Genomic DNA, 19,377 nt, shown 5'->3' with positions numbered 1-19,377 from the left:
TCCGGCGCCCGCCACGACCGCGTCGCCGACCTGGGCGCCGATGCTCTCGGCGTGCACACGCGCCAACGCCGGCCGCGACACCGCCGCCGCCCTGGTCAGGGAGGTGATCGCCGCCGCCCCCGCCCGCCCCGCGTGAGTCGCCCCCGGCCGCCTCCTGTGGTCCGATTCCACGGCGGGCCGAGTTCCGGAACCGGTGTGTGCAAGGCCATGCCGGGTCTGCGGCGCCGTCGCCACTGGTCACGCACGTGAGCCCGTGCGCGCGGGGCCCGACAGTGACGAGAGTCCCTGGAAAATGCGTGTCCGTCCCATAGGGTCTCGGAGGGTGAGGACCAAACATCGCCGACCGCCCCGCGGCATCCGCCGCCAGCAGATGATCGACGCCGCCGTCTCCGTCTTCTCCCGGGGCGACTACCACACCGTCCGCGTGGACGAGATCGCCCGGGCGGCCGGGACCTCGAAACCGACCGTCTACCACCACCTGGGTTCCAAGGAAGGCATCTTCACCGCCTGCGTGCGCCGCGAGGCCGAACGCCTCATCGAAGCCCTGAGCGCCGCCGTGCACGACCCCCGCGCCCCTGGCGGTGAGGACCCGCTCCACCGCGGCATGCTCGCCTTCTTCACCTTCGTCACCCACAACCGCGACAGTTGGACGGTGCTCTACCGTCGCGCCGCCGGCCAGGGCGAGCCCTTCGCCGGCGAGATCGCACGCACCCGGGACCGGGTCACCGCCGAGGTCGCCGACCTCATCTCCACCTGCACCGCCGCGTCTGCCCCCGCCCGCCGCGAGGCCGAGCTCCTGGCACGCGTGGCTGTAAGTACCGCGGACGCCTTCGCGGACTGGCTCCTGGACCACCCGGAGGAGACCCCGAACACCATGGCCGGCCACGTCACCGCCCTGACCTGGTCGAGCCTGGCCCCGGTCCGCCACGGTGAGCCCGTGGCCCCCTGAGGCCGCCCCGGCCCCCGTTCGTCCCCCACGCGAGCGAATCGTGCGCAGTTCGCTCGATTCGCATCCGAAGCACGGGTCCGCGCCGGTTCGGCCGCTCTCTGCGGCCGCGACGTACGACACTGGTGTATCCACAGCGAAGATGAGGTCAGGGGACCCATGTCTATACCCTCCTTGGACACGGCGCTGCCGGCGGGTGTCGACGCCCGCGAACACGCACGGCTCCTGCGCCGCGTGCACGACGCGGCCCTGAGCGGACGGCCGGCCCCGGCCTCGCTGCGGCCGGTCGTGGAGGACTCCTGGGCCCGCGTGCGCCGCCTGGGCATCGACCCTGACAGCGGGCCGCCCCCGCGTACCGCACGCCTGGACGAGCTCCACCGCGACCGCTCCGCCTCACCCATCGCCGAGGTCCTGCCGCTGATCCGCCGGGCCCTGGTCCCGGTCGCCGACCAGGCCGACCACATCATGCTCGTCACCGACGCCGCCGGGCAGATCCTGTGGCGCGACGGCTCCCACCGGGTGCGCTCGGTCGGTGACCGCGTCGGGCTCGTCGAGGGCGCCTTCTGGAACGAGGCCAGCACCGGCACCAACGCGATCGGCACCGCCCTGGCCGTGGGCAGACCGGTGCAGATCTACTCGGCCGAGCACTACGTGCGCAACCTGCACACCCTCACCTGCGCGTGCGCACCCGTGCACGACCCCCGCGACGGCCGTCTGCTCGGCGCCGTCGACGTCACCGGCCCGGTCTCGACCGTGCACCCCTCCACCCTGGCCCTGGTCCACACCGTCGCCCGCCTGGCCGAGGCCCACCTCCAGAGCATCCACCACACCCACCTGGAACGCCTGCGCTCGGTGGCCGCTCCCATGCTCGCCGGCCTCAGCGACCCCGCCCTGGTGGTGGACGAATCCGGCTGGACCGCCACGGCGGTGCACATGGAACCGGTCCGCAGGGTCCTGCTGCCCCGACAGCGCGGCGGCTCCGGCACATGGTTGCCCTCACTGGGTGAGTGCTCCCTGGAACCGTTGCCCGGCGGATGGCTGGTGCGCCCCAAACCCCGCGGCGAGCGCACCTCCACCTCCGTCACGTTGGACCTGTCTGGCCCCGAACCATCGGTCTCGGTCGCCGGCGACAGCGGCGAGTGGACACACCGGCCCTCCCCCCGCCACGCCGAGCTGCTGTTGCTGCTGGCCGCGCACCGCGGCGGACGCACGGCCCGACAGCTCTCCCAGGACCTCTTCGGTTCCCCCGACCACGTGGTCACCGTGCGCGCCGAGCTCTCGCGCGTGCGCCGCCAGCTCGGCGGCATCATCGAGAGCCGCCCATACCGGTTCAGCGAAGGGGTGCGCGTGCGAGTGCACGCGCCCGGCACCCCCGAGGGGCTGCTGCCCGGTTCGACGGCGCCCGCGGTACGGGACATGCGGGAGGGCCGCACCGGCACCCCCGTCGGTGTGACAGCGGGCAATTGAACAGCAACCCGGTGCAACCGTTGCTGCAGCGGTGCAGGTGCGTTGGACTGTCTGCGCGCGGCCCGGGCGGGGCCGGACTCCGAGTCGGCCCCGTCGACGGGACGGGTGCGTGCCCGACCGGACCATGAGGGGGGTCCGAGGGAGGGACGAAGCGCCGCGCACCCGTGCACGCGGTGCCCCCGGGAACACCAGGATCCCCGGTGCGTCCCGCGCGCGGGGGAGCCCGGAGGCCAGGCCTCCGGGCTCCCGTGGTCGTGAGTTCGTACCGTGTCGGCGGGCGCGGCGGTCAGGTCCGGGTGTCCTCGCCCTCGCCCTCGCTCTCGGTCTCGGTCTCTCCCTCGTCCTGTGCCTCGGGCGAGCACTGCAGGCAGTCCATCGTGAAGACCTCCTCCTCGCCCACCCGGCCGGTGAACTCCCCGGGAAGGTCGTCGTCGCCCTCGTCCCGGGTCGCCAGCGCCTGGCGCGGCAGCATCGCCTCGAAGGAGGCCTCCTCATCGTCCTCGGTGTCGCCGGTGCACACCACCATGAGGTGACCCTCCGCCTCCTCCCGGGCCTCCTCGTCGGGGGCTGCGGTGAAGGTCGGACCCGACCCTCCCGGACCCTCGGCCCGTGCCTCGGCCCCCTGTTCCTCCTCGGGCGCAGCGGAGGGGGAGGGCGCACCCGGTGCCCGGGTCGAGCACACCAGCCCCTCGGGCAGGGGATGGCCGTTGCGCGCGAAGGCGCGTTCGGCGGCCGGGCGCAGGGCCGTGGCGGACAGGTTCCCGGCGGCCTCCTCCAGTTCGGCCATCGCCTCGTCGGCCTCGTCCTGGCCGGTCGAGCACGAGACCAGTGCACCGCACAGCAGGGCCGCGGCCAGTGGTGCCGTGACGGCGGTCGAGCGCACTCCCATGACGTTCCTCCCGGGTGGTCGCTGCGGGGCGCGGCCCGGCGGGCATACGCACCCTCGGCGCCCAATCTCGCTGATACCGGCATTGCGCAATATGTCCGACTCGGGAGAAAAGGGTGAAAAGTGGCTCATGTTCTGGTCATGCCGTATGGGAGCACAGGGGCACGGGTAGGCCAACCGATGCCCTAGACTCGATCGCATTTACCGGACCGTGTTCTCCACGCGCGGCCCGTACCTGCAAGCACACCGTTCGACCCGTACTCGTCATCCGCACGGGCGCCGGGTGAACCACGGCCCCGCGGCGGGCGTCGGACCGGGTGTCAACGCCGACCCCGGCCCGTCGGCTCCAACCGCGACGGCCCCACAGACCGTCCTTCCTTCGGAGGTGGATCGTGTCCGCTGACCACCGAGAGCAGCAGCCCGGCCAACAGGGTTCGCGTATCGACCCGCACGTGGGCCGGTACGCACACCGAGCACAGGGCATGGTCGCATCGGAGGTCAGGGCACTGTTCGCCGTCGCCTCGCGCCCCGAGATCGTCTCCCTGGCCGGCGGCATGCCCAACGTCGCCGCCCTGCCCCTGGAACAGATCGGCGACCTGGTCAAGGACGTCGTCTCCGAGGAGGGCCCCGCAGCCCTGCAGTACGGCTCCGCACAGGGCGACCCCGTCCTGCGGGAGCAGATCTGCGACTACATGACCCTCGAGGGCATCGACGCAGCAGCCGACGACGTCATCGTCACCGTCGGCTCCCAGCAGGCCCTCGACCTCATCACCCGCGTCTTCGTCGACCCCGGCGACGTCGTGCTGACCGAGGCGCCCACCTACGTCACGGCGATCAACACCTTCTCCGCCTTCCAGGCCGACATCCGCCACGTGTCCATGGACGACGGCGGCGTGGACGCCGACGAGCTCGACGAGGCCCTCACCCGTGCCGCACGCGAGGGACGCCCCGTCAAGTTCTTCTACACGATCCCGAACTTCCAGAACCCGGCCGGCATCACCATGACCGCCGAGCGCCGTGCCGCCGTCATGGAGGTCTGCGAGCGCCACGACGTGCTCGTGGTCGAGGACAACCCCTACGGTCTGCTGCGCTACGACGGCGAGGCCCAGCCCACCCTGTACTCCATGGGCCACGGCAACGTCATCTACCTGGGATCGCTGTCCAAGACCCTCTCGCCCGGCCTGCGCATCGGCTGGGCCCTGGCCCCGGCCGCGGTCCGCGCGAAACTCGTGCTGGCCGCCGAGTCCGCGATGCTCAGCCACTCCACGTTCAACCAGCTCGTGGTCAGGCGCTACCTCGACACCTTCCCGTGGCGGGAGCAGATCAAGACCTTCAACGCCATGTACGGCGAGCGCCGCGACGCCATGCTCTCGTCGCTGTCCGCGCTCATGCCCGAGGGCTGCACCTGGACCGAACCCGAGGGCGGCTTCTTCGTCTGGGCCACCCTGCCCGAGGGCATCGACGCCAAGGCGATGCTCCCGCGGGCGGTCACCGAACGTGTGGCCTACGTGCCCGGCACCGGCTTCTACGCCGACGGCCGCGGCCGCTCCTCGATGCGCCTGAGTTTCTGCTATCCCACACCCGAACAGATCCGGGAGGGCGTGCGCCGCCTCGTCGGCGCCATCGAGGGCGAGCTCGACCTGCGTGATACTTTCGGCTCTACCCTCACCCCGTCGGCCGAGGGCAGCCACGCACCCGCCCCCGACCTGCCCTGACCCCTTCTGCCAAGGGCACCGAGCACCATGACAGCAGCACAGAAAGAGGTCCCCGCCGTGGCCGACCTGAGCCGGGTTCTCGTCCTCGCCGGAGGACTGTCCCCCGAACACGAGGTGAGCCTGCACTCGGGACGCAGCGTCGCCGAGGCCCTGCGCCGCCTGGACGTGGAGGTCCAGGTCACCGATGTCGACGCCGGGCTCCTGGACCACCTGGGCCANCGGGCCCATCCGCGAGGTCCTGGAACTGGCCGGGGTTCCCTACGTGGGCGCCCGCCCCCAGGCCTGCCGTCTGGCCTACTCCAAGCCCACCGCCAAGACCCTGCTCGCCGAGCAGGGCGTGAGCGTGGCACGCGGGGCCACCCTGCCCAAGTCCCTCTTCCACGACCTGGGCGCCCCCGCACTGCTGGAGCGTCTGGCCGACCGGCTCGGTCTGCCCCTGTTCGTCAAGCCCGACCGCGGCGGCTCCGCCTTCGGTGCCGCACCCGTGGCCTCCACCCAGGACCTCTCGGCCGCCCTGGTCTCCTGCTTCGCCTACAGCGACGCGGCCCTCATCGAGGAGCAGGTCCGGGGCACCGAACTGGCCGTCGGGGTGCTCGACACCGGCCAGGGCCCCGAGGCACTGCCGGCCGTGGAGATCGTGCCCGACGGCGGGGTCTACGACTACGCCGCCCGCTACACCGCCGGACGCACCGAGTTCTTCTGCCCCTCCCGCTTGGACGGGCAGGTGCTGGAGGCCGCCTCCGAGGTCGCTCTCACCGCCCACCGCACCCTGGGTCTGCGGGACTTCTCCCGGACCGACCTCATCGTGCGCCCCGACGGCGAGGTCGTCTTCCTGGAGACCAACGTCGCACCCGGGTTGACCGAGACCTCCACCTTCCCGATGGCTGCCGCCGCGGGCGGGACGGATTTCGCCCTGCTGTGCCGCGAACTGGCCCAGCAAGCGCTCTCGCGTTCCTGAGGACGCCCCGCGACGACACCGGTCGGGTGGGCCGCCACGCCACGGCGGCCCACCCGACCGTCTCCGCCCCGTCGTCGACCCCGGGCCCGTGTCACCGGCCCGGGTCGGCCAGGGCCTCCTCGATGACACCACGGACCGCTGCGCCGAGCAAGGCCACCTTGTACCCGGTCAGCGGCAGTGGGGTCCCCCCCTGCCGCACCTGAGCGACCGCCCTCTCCACACCTTCACCGGCGCCCCGCTCGGCCCGGGTGCCGATCAGCGCCTCCTCCACCTGGGGCAACCGCAGTGGTTCACGCGCGACGGCGCCCACCGCGACCCGCGCCCGCTCCACGGTGCCTGCGGGAACGTCCAGGCGGGCCACCGCCTCCACCAGCGGCCACTCCGCACGCGAGCGCGAGGACGCCCGCAGGTGCCCGACCCGCTCGTCCTCGAACTTCGCCGGCAGGTGCACGGCGACCACCAGCTCCGAGGGCCCCAGCACGTGGTCACCGGCCCCGCTCCCGGACGAGAACAGCTCGTGCGCCTCGACCCGGCGCCGTCCCTCGGGGCAGGCCAGCTCCACCTGAGCTCCCTGGGCCAGCAACGCCACCGCCAGCGACGACGGATGCGGCTCCACGCAGCCGCCCGCGTCCATCACCACTCCGCGCGAGTGGTCGCCCCCGCGGGCAGGACACCCGTGCCCGCCGTCCTGCAGGCACGAGAACGCGGGATTGCGCAGGTAGGCGCACCGGTTGCGCTGGAGCAGGTTGCCGCCCAACGTCGCGCTCGCCCGCACCTCCGGTGTGGCCAGCGCCCCGGCCGTGCGCACCAGCGCCGGGTGGGAGCGGGCCAGACCCGCATCGGCCGCCAGCTCCGCCACGGTGGTGGCGGCACCCACGCGCACCGACCCCTCCGGTCCCGGCTGCACACCGCGCAGGCCCTCCACCCCGGTCAGGTCGACCACGTCGGCGCCGACCGGCGGCTCCGGCGGTGCCGCACCGGTGTGTCCGGCCCGTGCCAGGGCCCCCGTGCCCAGGTGGGCCAGGGCCTCGTCCACATCAGCGGGTCGAAGGATCAACGCAACCCCTCCAGCAGTCGGTCGGGACGCACCGGCAGGGCGTGCGGACGCCAACCGGTCGCATCGTGCACGGCGTTGCCCACGGCTGCGGCCACACCGACCGCGCACACCTCTCCCAGGCCCACGCCGGAGCCCGGAACGTGTTCGAAACCCTCCTGGTGGAAGTGCACCCGGGTCTCGGGGACGTCACCCGGGCCGGGCAGGCGGTAGTCCTCCAGGTCGTCACTGAGCACCGTCCCCGTGGCCGGGTCGTGGCGGCGCTCCTCGAACAGCGCGTATCCCACGCCCTGGACCACGGCACCCTCGACCTGGTTGCGGGCCATGCGCTCGGAGCGGACCCGTCCCACACCCAGCCCGGCCCAGCAGCGGGTCGGCCGCACCCGTCCCAGCAGGGTGTCGACCTCCACCTCCATCACGTGCACCGCCCCGCTGAGCCCGCGGCCCACCGCGAGGTCGTTGGCCATGCTCGGGGTGAGCTGCCCCCACCGGTCGGTGCGGCGCTGACCCACCACGCTCAGGCCCTCGGCGGCGGTCAGAGCCTCCTTCAGTGTGTGCTCGTCCACCGGACCGGACGCCGGGAACTCGGGGAACCGCTCGCGCAGGCTCGCGCGCAGGCGGTCGGCGGCCTCGGCCGCGGCAGGGCCCATCGATGTCGTCGAACGGCTGCCGAACGCGCCCGTGCCGTGCACGGTGTCGCTGTCACCGATCTCCACGTGCACCCACGCGTTCGGTGCCCCCAGCCGCTCGGCGACCGTGCTGCCCAGGACACCGCGGATCCCGGTCCCGATGTCCTGGGTGGCCGAACGCGCCACCACTGCACCGTCGACCACCCGCAGTTCCACCCGGGCCTGCGGGGCCAGCATGTACATCCACGTCGAGGCGGCCAGGCCCACGCCGCGCCGGAACCGGCCCGTGCGCGCCCCGCGGGGGCGGTCGCGCCACAGCGGCAGGTCCGCGACCTTCCGGTACAGGGCCCGGCGCTTGGGGTTGCCGTCCCAGCGCCGTCGCAGCGTCAACGGGTCCTCCCGCAGGCGTTCGGCCATGGTGTCGACCGCCTGCTCCAACGCCCAGGCCAGAGGAGGTCCGCCCGGTGCCCGCATGGGAGCGCCCGGGGGCCGATTGGTGACCACGTCGAAGTCGCGCAACCGGCGCGGTGCCCTGCCGTAGACCAGCGCACCCAGTGCGGCCACGTTGGAGCCCACCGAGACCCCGCCGTCGCCCTCGGAGTCCACCGCCATCGCTCGCAGCCGGCCCCGCCGGTCGGCCAACAGAGCCACCTTCGTGCGGGTCCCGGGACGGTGGCCGCCGTCGATCAGTTCCTCGGACCGGCTCAGGCGCACCTGCACAGCGGCCCCGGCCACCCGGGCCAGCTCCCCGGCGGCCACGACGTCGGTGGTCAACCCCTGCTTGGCGCCGAACCCGCCTCCCACGTGGGCTGCGCGCACGTGCACCTGCCCGGGGGCCAGCCCCCAGTGCGCCGCGGCCTTGGTGACCACCTTGCGCACGGTCTGGGTGGAGACCTCCAGCGACAGGGAACCGTCCTGTTCCCACCGGGCCAGTGCAGCGTGCGGCTCCAGCGCAGAGTGCACCTGCGCGGCGGTGGTGTACTCCTGGGCCACCAGAAGCGGGTCCTCGTTCCGGTGCGCGCGGCGCAGGCGGTCCACGGCCGTGGCGCCGCGGCGGCTCACCACGCCCGGTCCGCGCACGTTGCCGCTCCAGGGCGCCGGCGGTGTAGGGGCCTCACCGTAGGCGGGAGCGCCGTCGCGGGCCTCGGTGGTGGGGTAGAGCTGCGGGGCACCGGGCCGCCGGGCCTCCCCGGTCCCGATCACCGCCGGGAGGGGCTCGTAGTCCACCTGGACCCGGCCGGCCGCCCGGTGTGCCTGCTCGGCGGTGGGGGCGGCCACCGCGGCCACGGGCTGGCCCACGTAGCGCACGACACCGTCCGGCACCGGCAGCGGCACCATGACCGGTTCGTCGGCCTCGCCCGTGCCCGGCTCGGTGCGGGCCCGGCCCGGAACGACCTTCAGGACCCGGGCGTGCGGCTCGGTGGAGCGTACGATCACGCCCTCCCAGGCGCTGTTGCCGCCCAGGTCGGTGGTGAAGCGCGCCCGGCCGGCGGCCTTGTCCGGGGCGTCCGGGCGCGGGGGAGCGGGGTGTTCCCCGACGTCGTACTCCCCGGCGCAGGCGGCCGCGACCGCGGCGAAGATGCCCTCGTATGCCCCGCACCGGCACAGGTGGCCGCTGAGCGCCTCGGCGATCTCCTCCCGGCCCGCGGGCACGTCGCCGTGCTCGGCGCGCCACCGGTCGGTGAAGGCGGCGGCCGCGACCACGAACCCGGGCGTGCAGAATCCGCACTGCATCGCGTCGTGGTCGGAGAAGGCCCGCTGCACGGGGTGGTCGCCGCCCAGGCCTTCGACGGTGGTGACCGTGCGCCCGGTCAGACGGTCGGCCGGGAGCAGGCACGAAGCGGTGGGGGAGCCGTCCACCAGGACGGTGCAGGCGCCGCAGACGCCGGACCCGCAGGCCAGTTTCGTGCCGGTCAGTCCCAGTTCTTCGCGCAGGTGCCCGGCGGCTGTGCCGGACTCGGGCACCGGGCAGCGCCGCCCGTTGACATCGGTGTCCATGGGGTGGTCCTCGGAGCAGGGGCGATGTGGACATCGTCAACATAGAGTCGTCGCGAGCCCATTGTCAACGCACACATCCCCCGATGCACGGGAGTTCGGTCCTGTTGCCTGCAGCTGTCCCTTTGCCCGGTGTGACGTCGCGCATCAACCTGCACAGGTCTGATTCCGCAACCCTCTGACGCGCGGGAGAACACACCGGCATTCGCTCCACCCGTTCCGGCACGCCCCCGAGGACACCGGGACCGAGCAACCCACCGACTGGGCCGAGGCGCTCCAGGCCGGGGAGACCTCGGAACCTGCCGCGGGCAACCGACATCGCGCCCCGATCCCGCGACCGACCGGCCCCGTCCGCGCCCGGACCCGAGCTCAGGCCGGGTGCGGACGCGGCGTCAGGGGGCCCACGTCCGAGGCGTGCACGACGAACGGGTGGGTGTCAGCACGGCCACGCGCCCGGACCAGCGCCGTGAGCTCGCGGTGGAAACGCTCACCCTCGGCGCGGAAGGCCCGCGCGTACCCCGGGCGCCATCGACCCAGCTCCATCCAGGGCGGGCGGCGCACACCCACCCGGTCCCGGCGCATCCCCCAGTACGCCAGGTACACCCACAGCGGCAACAGGCACGCCAGCACGTAGAGCACCACCCTCGCCGTGGTCCCCGCCGTGGGCACCAGCGCCAGGCACAGCCCCACCGACGCCGCACTCGCCACGACCCCCGCGGCCACATGCACGCCGAACCGGCGGTGATGGGCCTCCCACTCCTGCAGCCGTTCGCGCAGACGCTCCTCGGAGGAGGCCAACCCCTCCAGTACCCCGCTCACCGTGATCGTCACGAACCCCATGCCCGCGGCGGTCGTTCGCGCGGTGTCGCGGTGCCCGTGCGGTACCAGGTGGCGCCAGGCCCGCGGAACGCGCTCGACGGCCCGCTCCACACGGGAACGGGCACGGTCGGGGGCCAACAGCACCGTCAGCACCCAGTCGGTGGCCCCGGCCCCGGTCAGGTCCACACGCGGGGGTTCCTCCACGAGCTCGTCGAAGGCGGAGAGCCACAGGTTGTGGTTGGCCGCCGACTGCCCCGCCGCGGTCAGCGACTCCCACAGGTCGCCCACGAGCGTGCGGTAACCGGAGCACCGCCCGCCCGAACAGGTGTGCTCGGCCTCCACACACCGGTGGTCGGCCATGACCCGCATGACCTCCACGTCCGCCTGGGCCGCCACCGGGGCCGAGCCGCTGCGTGCTCGCGCCGCCATCGCCGGCAGGCTCATCTCCCATCCCCGGAAGACCGGTGGCAGATCGGGGCGCGCCTGAGCCACGAACCGGGCCACCGCGAGGTCGGCGTCCAGGGGAGGACGGCGCAGCAGTTCGGTGTCCACGGGTGCCGAGGGGTGCTCCTCCCTGAGCCAGGAGGCCAGGGCCAGCCGCTCGCTGTGGTCGGTGAACTGCTGGCGCGCGTCCACCCAGCGCCGCTGCATCGTCTCGGCCAGGTCGCCGGGGGTGCTGTGGTAGCGCCCGGCGAACAGCAGCGCCCCGGTCGGATGGCTGGGTCGGCGCTCCGGCGGGGGCGGGGCCGCCTCGGCCGGAGCGGGCCCCAGCGGTTCGGGCCCGGTCGGCGTGGACCCGTGGGGGGTGTGCCCGCTCGGGATGTCGTCGGCCGGGGCGTGGTCGACCGGCGTGTGGTCGACCGGTGTGTGCTCACCGGGGGAGGAGCGGGGCGCGGGCACGGTCGGCAGCGGCTCGGTCGCGGTCGGGTCGCCCCCGTCCCCCTCCTCGTTCTCCGGTTCGGGCGGGTCCACGGTGAGCAGGTCGATGAGTTCGCGGGCGGTGGGCCGACGTGCGGGGTCCTTGCGCAGACAGCGCGCCACCACCGTGCGCAGCGGTTCCTCCAGTACCGAACAATCGGGCACGTCGCACAGGATCGCCTTGATCAGCGCGCTCTGCCGGGTGGCCTCGAAGACCGGGCGTCCGGCAGCGGCGAAGACCATGACCGCGCCCCAGGAGTAGACGTCCAGGGCGGGGGTGAGCTTGGTGTCGGACTCCAGCTGCTCGGGCGCCATGTAGTGCGGGGTTCCCAGGATCCCGCTCGCGGTGAAGGCGGTGGCCTCCTCGAAGGCCCGCGCGATCCCGAAGTCGATCACCCGCGGTCCGTCCGGTCCGATCATGATGTTGCTGGGTTTGAGGTCGCGGTGCACGATCCCGGCGGCGTGGATGGCGGTCAGCGCGGTCGCGGTCGCCACCGCCAGGCGCTGCAGCGAGGCCCCCGAGCGCGGCCCCTGCTCGCGGATCTCGGTGGACAGGCTCGGCCCGTCGATGTACTCCACCGCGATCCAGGGCTGTTCGGCGTGGGGGTCGGCGTCCAGCACCTGCGCGATGCAGAAGGGGTTCACCTTGCGGGCCGCGTCCACCTCGCGGGCGAAGAGGGTGAAGAAATGGGGATCCGTGGCCGGTGTGGTGTGCAGGAGTTTGACCGCGGCGCGCCGACCGTCCTCGCGTTCACCGAGATGGACCGACCCGAAGCCTCCGCGTCCGATCTCCCGGACCAGCCGGAATCCGCCGATCTCGCTGATCTTCGGCCGCATGTTCGCCCTTCGCCGCTCGGGGGTGTATTCCCAGGCCTACCCAGCACGGTGGAGGTTTCCCGGACCGCGTGCATCGAACCGGTGACCATGTGGGAGGCGTTGCTCTGTTCCGATGAGACCAGCCTGGACGCGGTTCGCACACCGGGAAGGGCGATTCGGCGATCTTCGTTCGCTTGTTGTTGCACGAGCAGGGCATATTGTCGGCCGATATGGACAACAGTCCTATTCACGGCGTTCGCACGAAGGGCCGGTGATAGCCGTGTTTCTTCGGCCATCACCGGACCTTGGCCGTTTCCGGTCAGTTCCCGGTCACAATCCCATTGCGTGCATGGAGAAATGGAAGGTGAACACGAGGGTGAGGATCCACATGAGCCATCCGACCTCCTCGGGCCGCCCCTGGGACGAGCGCAGCACCGTGTAGGCGATGATCCCGATCCCGATCCCGCTGGCGATGCTGAAGGAGAACGGCATCATCGCGATCGTCAGGAACCCCGAGACCGCGATCGTCGGGTCCGACCAGTCGATCTGGCCCGCCTGCGACATCATCAGCGCACCCACCATCACCATGGCCACGGAGGCCGCCTGGGCGGGGACCATGGTGAACAGCGGGGAGAACAGCAGTGCCGCGAGGAAGAGCGCACCGGTGACCACGCTGGCCAGGCCCGTGCGAGCGCCCTCGCTCACGCCGGCGGTGGATTCAACGAACACCAGCGTGGCCGAGGAGCTGGTCAGGCCGCCCACGACCGCACCGGCGCCGTCGGCGGCCAGGATCTGGTTGGTGCGGGGCATCTGCCCCCCGGAGCCGGTCAGGCCGGCCTTGCTGCCAACGGCGAGGATCGTGCCGACCGCGTCGAAGAACCCGGCCAGAACCAGGGTGAACAGGATGACCCCGGCGGTGGTGACCCCGGCCGAGCTCCAGGCCCCGAACAGGTCCACCTGGAAGAACAGGCCGAAGTCGGGCCAGGTGACGATGTTCTCGGGCAGGCTCGGCACGCCCCCGCCCCAGTCCTCTGTGCTCAGCCCGGCGGCGTAGTGCACACCCACGGCCGCGACGGTGGCTGCAACGATGCTGTAGAAGATGGCGCCCGAGACGCCGCGCGCCAGCATCACCCCGGCCAGGACCAGGCCCAGGACGAAGACGGCCAGCGGCCAGCCCATGATGTTGCCCTCGCCGCCGGGAGGCCCCAGCTGCAGCAGGGTGCCGTCACCGGCGCTGACGAACCCGGCGTTGTCCAGGCCGATCAGCGCCACGAACATGCCGATGCCCACGCCGATGGCCAGTTTCAGCTGGTGGGGGAGGGCGTTCATCACCGCCGTGCGGATCCCGGTCACCACCATGAGGACGATCGCCACGCCCTGCCAGACCACCAGCCCCATCACCTCGGGCCAGCTCATCACCGGGGCCGCCTGGTAGGCCACCACCGCCATCACGCCCAGCGCCGCCGCGCAGGCGATGGGGGCGCGGCCCACCACCCCCATGAGCACGGTGACCAGGCCAGCGGAGAGCGCCGTCATGGTGGTCAGTTGTGTCTGGGAGAGGACGTCGCCGTTCACGTCCTGGACGCCGCTCAGGATGATCGGGTTCAGCACGATGATGTAGGCCATCGCCATGAACGTGGTCAGCCCGCCGCGGACCTCGCGCCCCGCTGTGGAGCCGCGTTCGGTGATGTGGAAGAACCGGTCGAGGGGACCCGGTCGTGGTGGTGCCGACGCGCCGCCGCTCGTCGCGTGCTGTCTGCTCATGCCCGCTCCTAGGGGGAAAACGAGGAAATGATTACTTATTGCATTTGCATGACTACCCTGAGTAGCTCTTGAGGGTGTGTGCAGCGCGGCGCGTACGGGCCCTTCGTAGGGGGAACCCGAACACGTCCGATGATCACGGGCGGTGCCCGGGGGTCACCCGGGCACCGCCCGTGCGTGCGGCCTGCTATACGTCGATACCGACGATGTCCTCGGGGCGTACCGGTGCGTGCGTGAGCGGGCGCCCGGTCGCGTCCCGCACCCCCGCCACGATCGCCGGTGTCGACGACAGCGTCGGCGGTTCACCCGCGCCCCGCAGCCCGTAGGGCGAGTGCGGGTCCGGCCGCTCCAGCACGTCGATACGCATCGGAGGGGTGTCCAGGATCGTGGGGATCAGGTAGTCGGTGAACGAGGGGTTGCGGATCTCACTGCCCTCGACCTGGACCTCCTCCATCAGCGCCAGCCCCAGACCCTGGGTCGCGCCGCCCTGGATCTGCCCCGCCAACTGCTGCGGGTGCATGACCTTGCCGACGTCCTGGACCGCGTCCAGGGCCACGACCTTGACCAGGCCCAGATCCACGTCCACGTCGACCACGGCCCGGTGCACACACATCCCGAACTGGGTGTGCGAATCACCCTGGCCGAGCTCAGGGTCCAGCATCTCGGTGGGCCGGTGGTGGAACTCGCGCGTGTGCTCGACCACCGCGCCGCCCTCGGCAGCCTCACCCAGCAGATCCGGCAGCGCCACCAGCGCTCCGGCCGTGGCCGAGACCACCTTGCCGCCCGAGAGGGAGAGGTCGGTGTCCTCCAGCCCCTCGGGCACCAGGCCCTTCTTGCGCGCCAGCGAGAAGATCTCGTCGCGCACCGACGCACACGCGGTCTTGACCGCGCCGCCGGTCATGTACGACTGGCGCGAGGCCGAGGAGGAACCGGCCGATCCCACCTGCGTGTCCGACGGGGCGATCACCACCTTCTCCACACCCAGCTCGGTCCGGGCGATCTGCCCCTTGACCGTCACCAGGCCCTGGCCGACCTCGGCGGCCGCAGTGTGCACCAGTACCACCGGTTCACCGCCCACGACCTCCATACGCACACGCGCCGTGGAGTAGTCGTCGAAGCCTTCGGAGAAGCACAGGTTCTTCAGGCCCACGCCGTAACCCACACCGCGCACCACACCCTCGCCGCGCGTCGTGCCGGCCACGCCGCCGGGCAGCGTGCGCTGGTCGGCGGGGTCGGACAGCTGCTCACGCGCGGGCGGCATCGGCAGGTCCCGGCACCGCTCCAGCATCTCCGCCATCGGCAGGGGCATGTCGATCTCCTGGCCCGTGATGACCTTCGAGCCCTGCGACATCGCGTTGCGCACCCGAAGCTCCACCGGGTGCAGACCCAGCTCCGCGGCGAGCTTGTCCATCTGCGACTCGTAGGCGAAACACGCCTGCACCGCACCGAAACCGCGCATCGCACCGCACGGCGGATTGGTCGTGTACACCCCGTAGGCGTCCATCCAGGCGTTGGGGATCTCGTAGGGGCCCATCCCCAGAGACGAGGCCACACCCACCACGGCCGGGGTCGCCGACGCATAGGCGCCCCCGTCCACGATCACCTCGCCGGTGGCGTAGAGCAGGCGCCCGTCGGCGGTCGCTCCGTGCTCGTAGCGCATCTTGGCCGGATGCCGGTGCACGTGCCCGTAGAAGGACTCCTCGCGGTTGTAGACGAACTTGACCGGCTTGCCCGTGTGCAGCGCCAGCATGCACGCGTGGATCTGCATCGACAGGTCCTCGCGCGCGCCGAACGCACCGCCCACGCCGGCCAGCGTCAACCGCACCTGCTCCTGGTCCAGACCCAGTGCCGGCGCGATCTGGCGCTGGTCCACGTGCAACCACTGCGTGGCCACGTACAGGTCGACCCCGCCGTCCTCGGCCGGCACCGCCAGACCCGACTCCGGCCCCAGGAACGCCTGGTCCTGCATCCCCACCTCGTACTCGGTGGTGACCACGGCCGCCGCCTCGGCGCGCAACCGCGCCAGGACCTCCTCCTGCTCCCCGTCCGACCCGGTCGCCCCCGCGAACGCGCCCGTCCGGACCGGCTGGTACCGCAGCCGGTTGCCCCGCGGGTTGTACTCGGGGTGGTGGGGGAGCTCGTGCGGCTCGTGCACCAACGGGCACTCGGGGTCCATCGCTGCCCGTCGCGAGTCGCTCACCGGCTCCAGGACCTCGTAGTCCACCCGGATGCGCTCCATCGCCCTGCGTGCCGTCTCCGGGTGGTCGGCCGCCACCACGGCCACCGCCTCACCCTTGTAGCGCACCTTGTCGAAGGCCAGCACCGGCTGATCCTGGTACTCGAGCCCGTACCGCTTCTCACCCGGCACGTCCTCGTGCGTGAGCACCGCCTGCACACCTGCGACCTTCAACGCCTCGGTGATGTCGATGCCCAGGATCCGCGCGTGCGGATGCGGACTGCGCAGAGTCGCACCCCACAGCATGTCCTCCATCCACATGTCCGACGAGTAGGCGAACTCACCGGTCACCTTCAACGTCCCGTCCGGACGCCGCGGACTCGTGCCCACCCCGTCCCGGGTCGTGCTCGACAGATCCGTCACCCGTGTCGTTGCCGCCATCAGCGGCTCACCTCCTTGGTCAGAGCCCGATGGGCCGCCCGGCCCCGGGCCGCGGCCCTCTCCGCGGGCAGCGTGCGCAACTCGCCCCGGTCCACGACCGTGCGGCCGCCGACCCAGAGCCGCTCCACCGGCGGCGGACTGCCGAAGACCAGCCCCACCACCGGGTCGTCGATCACGTCGTGACCGAACCCGTCCACACGCCACAGCGCCAGGTCGGCGACCTTGCCGACCTCGACCGTGCCCAGTTCCTCCTGGCGCCCCAGCACCCGGGCGCCGCCGGCGGTCGCCAACTCCAACGCCCGGCGCGCGCTCAACGCCGTGGGCCCCAGGCGGGCCCGCGCCATCAGCACCGCCTGGTGCATCTCCCCGGCCATCGTGCTCATCTCGCTCGAGGCCGGACCGTCCACGCCCAGCCCCACCGGGGCACCGGCCTCCACCAGCTCCGGGACCCGGCAGATGCCCGCGCCCAGACGCCCGTTGGAGGTCGGGCAGTGCGCCACACCCGTGCCCGTGCGCGCGACCGCATCGATGGCCTTGTCGGACAGGTGCACCGCGTGCGCGAACCACACGTCATCGCCCAGCCAGCCCAGCGACTCGGCGTACTCCACCGGCGTGCATCCGAATTCGGCCAGGCACTGCTCCTGCTCGTCCAAGGTCTCGGCCAGGTGGGTGTGCATGCGCACCCCCTTGTCCCGGGCCAGCTCGGCGCCCCGCACCATCAGCTCACGCGAGACCGAGAACGGCGAGCACGGGGCCACCGCCAGACGCGTCATCGAGTCGAAGGAGGGGTCGTGGTGGGTGTCGATCGCCGCCGCCGTGGCCTCCAACGCACCCTCGGTGGTCTCCACCACCTCGTCCGGGGGCAGACCGCCCTGGCTCTGACCGCGGTCCATCGACCCCCGCGCCAGGTCCAGGCGCACACCCACTTCCAGGGCGGCCTCCACCTGCGCGGCCACCAGGTCACCGCGCCCCGACGGGTACACGTAGTGGTGGTCGGAGACCGTCGAGCACCCCGCTGCCGCCAGGTGCGCCAACCCCGCCGACGTGGTCTGCGCGGCCACCGCAGCATCCAGACCCGCCCACATCCGGTACGAACCCGTCAGCCACTCGAAGAGCGTGCCGTCGGCGAACAGGCCCTGCGTCGCCCACTGGTACAGGTGGTGATGGGTGTTGACCAGGCCCGGCGTCAACAGGCATCCGCGCCCGTCCACCCGCTCGGCGCCCTCGGGCACCCACGGGGCCGGCCCCGGACCCACCGCGGCCACACGTCCGCCCTCGACCACCACGTGCCCGCCGGCGAACTCCTCGCCCGCGACCGTGACCACGTGGGCGCCCTCGACGACCACCGCGGCGCTCATGAACCGCTCCCGGCACCGGCACGGCGCTCGGCCGCCAGATGCACCGCGTCGATGATCTTCTCGTAGCCCGTGCACCGGCACAGGTTGCCCGCCAGCGCCTCACGGATCTGCGCGTCGTCGGGGGCACCCTCGCCCGCACCGACCGTGCGCTCCAACAGATCGTCGGTCTGCACCAGCAGCCCCGGCGTGCAGAACCCGCACTGGACCGCGCCGGCCTCGACGAACGCCTCCTGCACCGCACCCAGCGGCCGCTCGTCGGCGCCCTTGCCACGGCCCTCGGCCAGACCCTCCACGGTGCGCACCCGGCGCCCCTCGGCCTGGCCCGCCGCGATCATGCACGAACACGCGGTCTCACCGTCGAAGTAGACGGTGCAGGAACCGCACTCGCCCTGCTCGCACGCGTTCTTGCTGCCGGGCAGCCCCAGCCGCTCACGCAGTACGTACAGCAGGCTCTCACCGGGCCAGACGTTGTCGGCGCTGACCTTTTCACCGTTGACCTCGAACGACACGCGCATCATGCGGCTCCCTTCCGGTATTCGGTCACCGACCAGCTCAACGCACGCCGCGCCATCACCGACAGGGCGTGCTTCCTGTAGGCCGAGCTGCCCCGCTGGTCGTCGATGGGGCGGGCCGCCGAGGCCACCAGGTCACCGAAGCGGCGCACCACGGCCTCCGACGGGCTCGATCCGCCCTCCCAGTCGAACTCCGCCGCCAGGAACTCCTCGGCCGCCTCGGCACGCACAGGCGTGGGAGCGGCCGCACCCAACCCGGTGCCGACCACACGCCGCTGCCGGTCCAGGGCCAGCGAGAACGAGGTCACCGCGATCACCATCGCGTTGCGGGTCCCGATCTTGGCGAACTGCTGCGGCCCGGTCGGCTCGGGAAGCAGCACCGCCGTGATCAGCTCGTCGGAACGGCACGCCGTCTCGCGCAACGACAGGTAGAAGTCCCGGGCCGCGACCCTGCGCCGGCCCCGCACCGACGCCAGCTCCACCACCGCGTCGGTGGCCAGCAGCGCCGGATGCGTGTCTCCGGCGGGGGAGGCCCCGCCCAGGTTCCCGCCCACCGTTCCGCGGTTGCGGATCTGGGGTGAGGCCACCGTGCGTGCAGCCTTGGCCAGCCCCGGGGCGCCCGCGCCCAGCCCTTCCACGATCCGCGAGTAGGACACCCCCGCGCCCAGGCGGACGGTTCCGTTGTCGGGGCCCCACTCGGACAGTTCCGGAACGCGCGACAGATCGATCAAAGCTTGGGGGCGGCGCTTGTCGAAGTTCAGCTCCACCATCACATCGGTGCCGCCCATGATGGGCACCCCGTCCGGATGGGCGTGCTTGGCCTCGAGCGCCTCCTCCAGAGTGGAAGGGCTCAGGAATTCCATGCTCGTCCTCGTCGTAGCCAGTGCGCCGTCACCGCCGGCGCACGATCAGGTCCGAGGCACCGC

The 19,377-nt window shown here is 72.4% G+C and carries 12 protein-coding genes and 1 pseudogene; 4 read left to right on the top strand and 9 right to left on the bottom strand.

All coding sequences use genetic code 11. From position 1 onward, the window contains the following. Window positions 1–322 precede the first annotated feature (322 nt). Window positions 323–949, top strand: a complete 627-nt coding sequence (locus tag D474_RS0101190; protein ID WP_193373955.1) for a TetR/AcrR family transcriptional regulator — start codon at window positions 323–325, stop codon at window positions 947–949. Window positions 950–1,105: 156 nt separating this feature from the next. After that, window positions 1,106–2,413 carry a GAF domain-containing protein gene (locus D474_RS0101185; protein WP_026118068.1) on the top strand — a complete coding sequence of 436 codons (1,308 nt, stop codon included), beginning with the start codon at window positions 1,106–1,108 and terminating at the stop codon, window positions 2,411–2,413. A gap of 286 nt (window positions 2,414–2,699) precedes the next feature. On the opposite strand, the gene D474_RS0101180 is transcribed toward D474_RS0101185, so the two are convergent. Further along, window positions 2,700–3,302, bottom strand: coding sequence for a hypothetical protein (locus tag D474_RS0101180; RefSeq protein ID WP_017611769.1), 603 nt, complete (start codon window positions 3,300–3,302; stop codon window positions 2,700–2,702). Window positions 3,303–3,691: 389 nt separating this feature from the next. Here D474_RS0101180 and D474_RS0101175 point away from each other — a divergent pair, with 389 nt between their 5' ends. Together D474_RS0101175 and D474_RS27250 are read left to right on the top strand one after the other, a co-directional pair. Next, window positions 3,692–5,014: an aminotransferase-like domain-containing protein gene (locus D474_RS0101175; protein WP_017611768.1), complete on the top strand. Its 1,323-nt coding sequence runs from the start codon at window positions 3,692–3,694 to the stop codon at window positions 5,012–5,014. A gap of 27 nt (window positions 5,015–5,041) precedes the next feature. Next, window positions 5,042–5,972 (top strand): annotated as a pseudogene (locus tag D474_RS27250) (D-alanine--D-alanine ligase family protein). A 91-nt stretch (window positions 5,973–6,063) separates the two neighbouring features. Here D474_RS27250 and D474_RS0101165 read toward each other — a convergent pair. From D474_RS0101165 to D474_RS0101130, 8 genes are all read right to left on the bottom strand, one after another. Next, window positions 6,064–7,026 (bottom strand): FAD binding domain-containing protein, encoded by a 963-nt coding sequence (locus D474_RS0101165; RefSeq protein WP_394296513.1) that lies wholly within the window; start codon window positions 7,024–7,026, stop codon window positions 6,064–6,066. Continuing rightward, on the bottom strand, window positions 7,026–9,653 hold the full coding sequence (locus D474_RS0101160; protein WP_017611765.1) for a molybdopterin-dependent oxidoreductase: 2,628 nt from the start codon (window positions 9,651–9,653) through the stop codon (window positions 7,026–7,028). The genes D474_RS0101165 and D474_RS0101160 overlap by 1 nt, the downstream gene beginning before the upstream one ends. A 366-nt stretch (window positions 9,654–10,019) precedes the next feature. Further along, the gene (locus D474_RS30315; protein ID WP_051050900.1) at window positions 10,020–12,224 is read right to left on the bottom strand and encodes a serine/threonine-protein kinase; all 2,205 of its coding nucleotides are present in this window, start codon (window positions 12,222–12,224) and stop codon (window positions 10,020–10,022) included. Window positions 12,225–12,533: 309 nt separating this feature from the next. Continuing rightward, complete coding sequence (locus D474_RS0101150; RefSeq protein WP_017611764.1) at window positions 12,534–13,967, bottom strand: NCS2 family permease; 1,434 nt, start codon at window positions 13,965–13,967, stop codon at window positions 12,534–12,536. 184 nt (window positions 13,968–14,151) lie between these two features. Continuing rightward, complete coding sequence (locus tag D474_RS0101145) at window positions 14,152–16,581, bottom strand: xanthine dehydrogenase family protein molybdopterin-binding subunit (protein ID WP_026118067.1); 2,430 nt, start codon at window positions 16,579–16,581, stop codon at window positions 14,152–14,154. Next, window positions 16,581–17,939 carry an 8-oxoguanine deaminase gene (locus tag D474_RS0101140; protein WP_017611762.1) on the bottom strand — a complete coding sequence of 453 codons (1,359 nt, stop codon included), beginning with the start codon at window positions 17,937–17,939 and terminating at the stop codon, window positions 16,581–16,583. The genes D474_RS0101145 and D474_RS0101140 overlap by 1 nt, the downstream gene beginning before the upstream one ends. After that, complete coding sequence (locus tag D474_RS0101135) at window positions 17,936–18,454, bottom strand: (2Fe-2S)-binding protein (RefSeq protein ID WP_017611761.1); 519 nt, start codon at window positions 18,452–18,454, stop codon at window positions 17,936–17,938. Before D474_RS0101135 ends, D474_RS0101140 begins: the two co-directional genes overlap by 4 nt. Continuing rightward, the gene (locus tag D474_RS0101130; protein ID WP_017611760.1) at window positions 18,454–19,314 is read right to left on the bottom strand and encodes an FAD binding domain-containing protein; all 861 of its coding nucleotides are present in this window, start codon (window positions 19,312–19,314) and stop codon (window positions 18,454–18,456) included. The genes D474_RS0101135 and D474_RS0101130 overlap by 1 nt, the downstream gene beginning before the upstream one ends. Window positions 19,315–19,377 lie beyond the last annotated feature (63 nt).

It is taken from the genome of Nocardiopsis salina YIM 90010, assembly GCF_000341025.1.
In the GTDB taxonomy this organism is placed as follows: domain Bacteria; phylum Actinomycetota; class Actinomycetes; order Streptosporangiales; family Streptosporangiaceae; genus Nocardiopsis; species Nocardiopsis salina.
This window is presented reverse-complemented; position numbering and strand designations above follow the sequence as displayed.